We start from the raw sequence: 1,674 nt of genomic DNA on the forward strand, positions 1-1,674 counted from the left end.
CCTGACTTAGGTCATGGGTGGGTGAGTAACGTCACTCTTGACACTGTTACCTGTTGGTTTTCATCGGCGGGGAGGAATTTTTCCGCACTAAGTGGGTAGTGCCGGGGGTGTTCAGTAGTCTGATTTTTGTGAGTCCTTATATTCGCACCGTCAAGACCGCTTCTGGGGCGACGGCGGTGCAGGTGGTGTTCTCTGAACGCAAAGGTGCGAAAAGGATGAAGCATATCGGCTCAGCACATTCAGAGTCTGAGCTTGCGCTTTTAAGAGCTGAAGCTCAACGCATCGTCGATGGTGACCAACTCGCAATGGACTTCGGCGAGGTGAAACACATCCCACCGGCAACAGGCAGCGTTTCCAACCCGCTGCCGGTAGTCGGTCAGCGTGCCGGATACTTGCTGGACTGTATTGATGCGTGTTTCAACGAGTTAGGCCTTGCTGCAGCAAGCGGTGATGATCCGGTGTTTCGCGATCTGGTGCGTGCCCGGATCATCCATCCCGGCTCAAAGCTGGATTCCATCGAGACTCTTGCCGAGGTTGGCATCACCAGCGCAAGCTACCGCACTATCCAGAGGCGTCTTCCCACCTTCGCGACCGAATCGTTTGGGGAGACACTAACCCAAGTGTTGGCCCATCATGCAGGTATTGGGCCAGGCGCATTCATCTTGTACGACGTGACCACCTTGTACTTTGAAACCGATACTCCTGATGAGCTTCGCAAACCCGGGTTTTCCAAGGAACGCCGTGTAGAGCCACAAATCCTTGTCGGGCTGCTTACTGATGCCACCGGGTTTCCATTGCATGTTGGCGCGTTTGCTGGCAACTCGGCTGAAACCCACACGATGCTGCCGATGATCACACGGTTCCAAGAGGCCTACCAGCTCGACGAGGTCACCGTCGTTGCTGATGCGGGGATGTTCTCCGCGTCGAACAAACAAGCACTCATTGATGCAGGGCTGCACTACATTTTGTCGGTGAAAACCCCCACCGTGCCAGAGGTGATTGAAACCTGGCGGCGGGAAAACCCCGGTGAAGACTACGCCCACGGCCAGATCTGGACACAAGCCTCGGCAAGCGATGGGCGCAAACACACAACCCCGAATACGGTGACGCATTACCAGTACTCCCACGATCGGGCTAGGCGCAGCCTGCGCGGAATCAAAGAGCAAGTCGCAAAAGCTAAACGGGCTGTTGACGGCGATATCGCTATCAAGCGTAACCGCTATATCGATCTTTCCGCTCCGAACAAGAAGGTCAACTACGCTCTTGCTGCCAAACACCGAGCCCTAGCCGGAATTAAAGGCTATGAAACCGACCTGACCGCTCTTGCCGCCCAGGAGGTTATCGGGCATTACCGCAGGCTATTCAACATTGAGAAATCGTTTCGGATGTCGAAATCAGACCTGAAAGCACGCCCAATCTACGCCAGGAAACAAGACTCGATCACAGCACATCTCCATATTGTGATGGCAGCACTAGCCGTGGCCCACCTGATGGAGACCCGCAGTGGTCAATCCATCAAGCGCCTCGTGAGAACACTCAAGAAATACCGCAGCTTCGAACTCAACATTGGTGACGAAACCATTCACGCCGCCGTACCACTCCCGCCCGACCTCACCGCCACCATTCAAGCAATCACCGGCCACGAACTTCCGCACTAAATTGGCCTAAGTCAGG

Annotated in this window: 1 protein-coding gene; it reads left to right on the top strand. The window is 55.0% G+C overall.

All coding sequences use genetic code 11. The features are described 5' to 3' along the window. Positions 1-176 precede the first annotated feature (176 nt). Complete coding sequence (locus M5J09_RS13115; protein WP_257158160.1) at positions 177-1,658, top strand: IS1634 family transposase; 1,482 nt, start codon at positions 177-179, stop codon at positions 1,656-1,658. Positions 1,659-1,674: the final 16 nt, after the last annotated feature.

The organism is Corynebacterium sp. BF-R-2 (genome assembly GCF_024586525.1).
Taxonomy (GTDB): domain Bacteria; phylum Actinomycetota; class Actinomycetes; order Mycobacteriales; family Mycobacteriaceae; genus Corynebacterium; species Corynebacterium singulare.